Raw genomic sequence first — 3,980 nt, forward strand, 5'->3', positions numbered from 1 at the left:
TTTCTCAACATATAAAAAGATTTGTTTTTTTGATAATATTTTTGGTAAAAATATAGAAAATTAGAAAATTAAAAAATTGTAATTTTTTTATAAGTCTCCTAAGTAGTGGCTTGCAGGGAATGGTTCTGCGGATAAGCCTTTTCTTTGTCTGATTTCTCTTACGATTTGATTTTGCATCTCACGTGGGAGAGGTTCAAATCCGGAAATTTCAGTAGACCATAAACATCTACCTTCTGCTGCAGATCTGATGTCACCAGCGAAACCAAACATTTCAGCTACAGGAACTTTGGATTCGATTCTTGCCATGTCTCCTTCTTGACCCATGTTTACGATTTGACCTCTTCTGTTTTGGATTTCACGGGTACATGATCCCATGTAATCGTTAGGAGTATCAATAACTACTTTTTGCATTGGTTCAAGTAATGAAGGTTCTGCAAGCATCATGGAACCTAAGATTGCGTTTCTGATAGCAGGCAATACTTGAGCAGGTCCTCTGTGAACTGCGTCTTCGTGAAGTTTTGCATCGTGGAGTTTGAATTTTAATCCCATACTGATTTCTTCACCTAAAGGTCCTTTTTTGAGGGTTTCTTCAAATCCTTCAAGTAAAAGTTCTTTTACTTCATCCAAGTATTGGATACCACGAGTCATGTTGAGGAAGATGCTTCTGTTGTGAACAGCCCATACTCTTCTTGCTTCTTCTTTGTCCAGACCGTATTCCATGAAGTCGTTAGCGGATTCTTTACCTTTAACTCTTCCTTCTTTGATGTCCCCTTCCTGAATAGCTTCGTAAAGCTCAGGTTCAATAGGTTCAACAGTGATGTAGAATCTGTTGTGTTTGTTAGGGGATTTACCTTCAACTTGTGGAGAGAGTTTTTTAACGGTTTCCCTGTATACTACAATAGGTTCGGAAGTTGTGATGTCCACACCTTTGTCTTTAATTCTGTAACCGATAACTTCCAAGTGAAGTTCTCCCATACCGGATACTAAGTGTTCACCGGTTTCTTCGTTAATATCGATTTTAACGGTTGGGTCTTCTTTACCAGTTTGTCTTAATACTTCAATCAATTTAGGTAAGTCTTTGGTATTTTTAGCTTCTACAGCTACAGTAACTACAGGTTCGGAGATGTGTTCTAATCCTTCGAACTCTTTGATTTTGTCGTCAGGTGAACATAATGTTTCACCAGCGATAGCACCTTTTGCACCTGCAATGTATACGATGTTACCGGCAGGAACTTTGTCTGTGTTGACTCTTTCAGGTCCGAAGTATACACCTACTTGCTGTACTCTGGATTTACCGTGGGAACCGACCATGTAAACTTCAGTTCCTTTTTCGATAGCTCCTCCGTAAACCCTACCAGTTGCGATTTCACCAGCGTGCTTGTCTACAGATACGTTGGTAACCATTACTGCTAAAGGTCCGTCAGGGGAAGTAGTTACCATACCTTTTCCAGCAGGAGATTCGATGTCTCCATCCCAGATGTTAGGTACCCTGTATTCTTGAGCTTCTTTAGGGGAAGGCAAGTGTTCTACTACCATACCTAACAGTACGTCGGATAAAGGTACTTTTTGAGCTAATTCTTTTTCATTTTCAGCGTTACAATAATCAATAATATCTTTGAAGTTGATACCTGTTTCCTGCATGGTTGGAACATTGATAGCCCAGTTGTGGTATGCTGAACCGAATGCTACACTACCGTCAGTGAAGTCAAGTTTCCATTCATCTTTTTTGTCTTCAGGAGCCATGTTTTTGATTAACTTGTTAGCTTCCATGAAGATTTTGAGGAATCTGTTTTGTAATTCCTGAGGTTCTAATTTTAACTCGTTGATTAATCTGTCAACTTTGTTGATGAATAAAACAGGTTTAACGTTTTCTTTTAAAGCTTGTCTGAATACAGTTTCAGTCTGTGGCATGATACCTTCTACAGCACAAACTACAACTACTGCACCGTCTACAGCTCTCATAGCACGGGTAACGTCCCCACCGAAGTCAACGTGACCAGGAGTATCGATTAAGTTAATAAGGTATTCTTTTTCTTTGTAGTCGTGTACCATGGATACGTTTGCAGCGTCGATAGTAATACCACGTGCCTGTTCTTGTTCGTCAAAATCTAAGAATCTTTGATCACCAGCAAGTTCTTCGGAAATCATTCCTGCACCTGCTAAGAGGTTATCAGATAAAGTGGTTTTACCGTGATCGATGTGAGCACAGATACCGATGTTTCTGATTTGATCAGGTTCATACATTAACTCTTTGATTTTTGCAATCATTTTGTCTCTTCTACTCAAAATAACCACCTAAAAATTAAACATTATATGATTAGTGTGCTGCTTTAGCAACTCTTTCTTTCTCTTCAGCTTTTCTTAAAGCGAAACTTCTTGAATCTTCTTCAGAAGCAAGAATCAATTCATCAGCTAAACATTCTGCAACAGATTTTCTGTTTTTAAATGAAGACTGTAAAGTTCCTCTGGTGAGGAAACCTAATGAAAGGTCAACTCTCCTTTGTGGGGAGATGTCTACAGCAACTTGGTATCCAATACCACCGTATTTGATACGGGTAGTTTCTTCACGTGGTGCAGTGTTTTCTACAGCAGTTACTAAAACTTGAACTGGATTTTTCTTGGTTCTTTTGTTGATAATTTCTAAAGCATCTTTAACGATATTGTAAGCTTTGTTCTTTTTACCGGAGTTGAGATGGGTTCTCATGACTTTGTTCATTAACCTTTCAACAATTGATACTTTAGATTTTGCGAATTGTCTTTTTACGTGTCTTCCAGAAGTGTGTGGAACTAAGGTTTCATCAAGGCAGATGTATTTTACTAAACCTAAGTCTTCGACTTTCACTTCGTCAAGATCCCATTTATCGAATAATTTACTCATAAACATAACCACCTTATCTTACAGGTTTTTCTATTTTTCCACTTACCATTTCGGATAAAGCTACATTGTTAACTTTGGAAACTTTCCAACGGACCCCAGGAATATCTCCCATGGATCTTCCGGATGGTCCTCCGATTCCTTCAATCATTACTTCGTCGTGCTCATCGATGAAACCGATAGCGCCGTCACCTGGTGCAAAAGCGGTTAATTGTTTACCGTTTTTGATTAACTGAACACGAACACATTTACGGATAGCAGAGTTAGGCTGTTTTGCTTCTATCCCTACTTTCTCAATTACGATACCTCTAGCTTGAGGTGCTCCTTCCAAAGGATCCGCTTTAACGTCTAACCTTAAAGCTCTCCTTTTGTAGTCTACGTCTTTCCACTTAAAATTTTGTCTATTCTTTTTAAGTTTTTTTGCAGCAAAAAGTCCTGGCATATTTTTTCCTCTAATCTTTTTGTTAAAAACGTATCTGAGAATCCACCGCTGCGATTTATACTATAGACTAATAGTACAATCTAAATTCAAAGATACAATCAGTATAAATAATATAATTAGATAAATAACTTATCTAAAAGAAGATATCTTGAAATAATTATTAAAAACAATGACAAAAAGCACACATAGTCATGTTATAAAACAGTACAGATATCTTAAGATAAATTATATATTTTAACCTTTATAAAGGTATGTTTTTTTCACTGAATTTTGAAAAATAAAAAAATAATTTGAAAATAATAAGGGGGTAAAAATCATTCCTCCCTTACCACCAATGCAATGCGCCTGATTCTTTCAGTGAACAGCCTTCTAATTGAACTACCTCAACTTATTGAAGTTGAGGATTCCTAGGTTTTTTATTATATATCGTTGGTTATTTGATATTATCCTAGGCTATCTCCCTCGTCCCATGGGTTCAGACAAAAATGTTAATATTTTGCTTTTTTAAACTTGGTTATCGTTAAAAAAAGTTTTGATTAACTTTGTCATTTATTAGTTTAGATTTCATTGGTATTTAAAGTTCTTCAGAGAGCATTTGATAAGTAATTTTTTGTGCAATTCATCCATGACCTAAGAGGTCATGGTATTCTTGCAATATTTTTG

General features: G+C 36.8%; 3 protein-coding genes. All 3 read right to left on the minus strand.

Annotation, left to right across the window (positions count from 1 at the left end):
• Positions 1-87 precede the first annotated feature (87 nt).
• Genes ACKI2P_RS03775 through ACKI2P_RS03785 form a run of 3 tightly spaced genes read right to left on the minus strand, consistent with a single transcriptional unit; the run spans position 88 to position 3,317 of the window.
• Complete coding sequence (locus ACKI2P_RS03775; RefSeq protein ID WP_407375153.1) at positions 88-2,286, minus strand: elongation factor EF-2; 2,199 nt, start codon at positions 2,284-2,286, stop codon at positions 88-90.
• Between the two features lie 31 nt (positions 2,287-2,317).
• A complete protein-coding gene (locus tag ACKI2P_RS03780) occupies positions 2,318-2,878 on the minus strand; it encodes a 30S ribosomal protein S7 (RefSeq protein WP_407375155.1) in 561 nt (186 codons plus the stop codon).
• Positions 2,879-2,891: 13 nt separating this feature from the next.
• A complete protein-coding gene (locus ACKI2P_RS03785) occupies positions 2,892-3,317 on the minus strand; it encodes a 30S ribosomal protein S12 (RefSeq protein ID WP_067044341.1) in 426 nt (141 codons plus the stop codon).
• Positions 3,318-3,980 lie beyond the last annotated feature (663 nt).

This window comes from Methanobrevibacter sp., assembly GCF_045541095.1.
Classification (GTDB): Archaea; Methanobacteriota; Methanobacteria; order Methanobacteriales; family Methanobacteriaceae; genus Methanocatella.

Coding starts and splice junctions, on each gene's coding strand:
- ACKI2P_RS03780 (WP_407375155.1), bottom strand. CDS start 2,878: ATGAGTAAATTATTCGATAAATGGGATCTTGACGAAGTGAAAGTCGAA.
- ACKI2P_RS03785 (WP_067044341.1), bottom strand. CDS start 3,317: ATGCCAGGACTTTTTGCTGCAAAAAAACTTAAAAAGAATAGACAAAAT.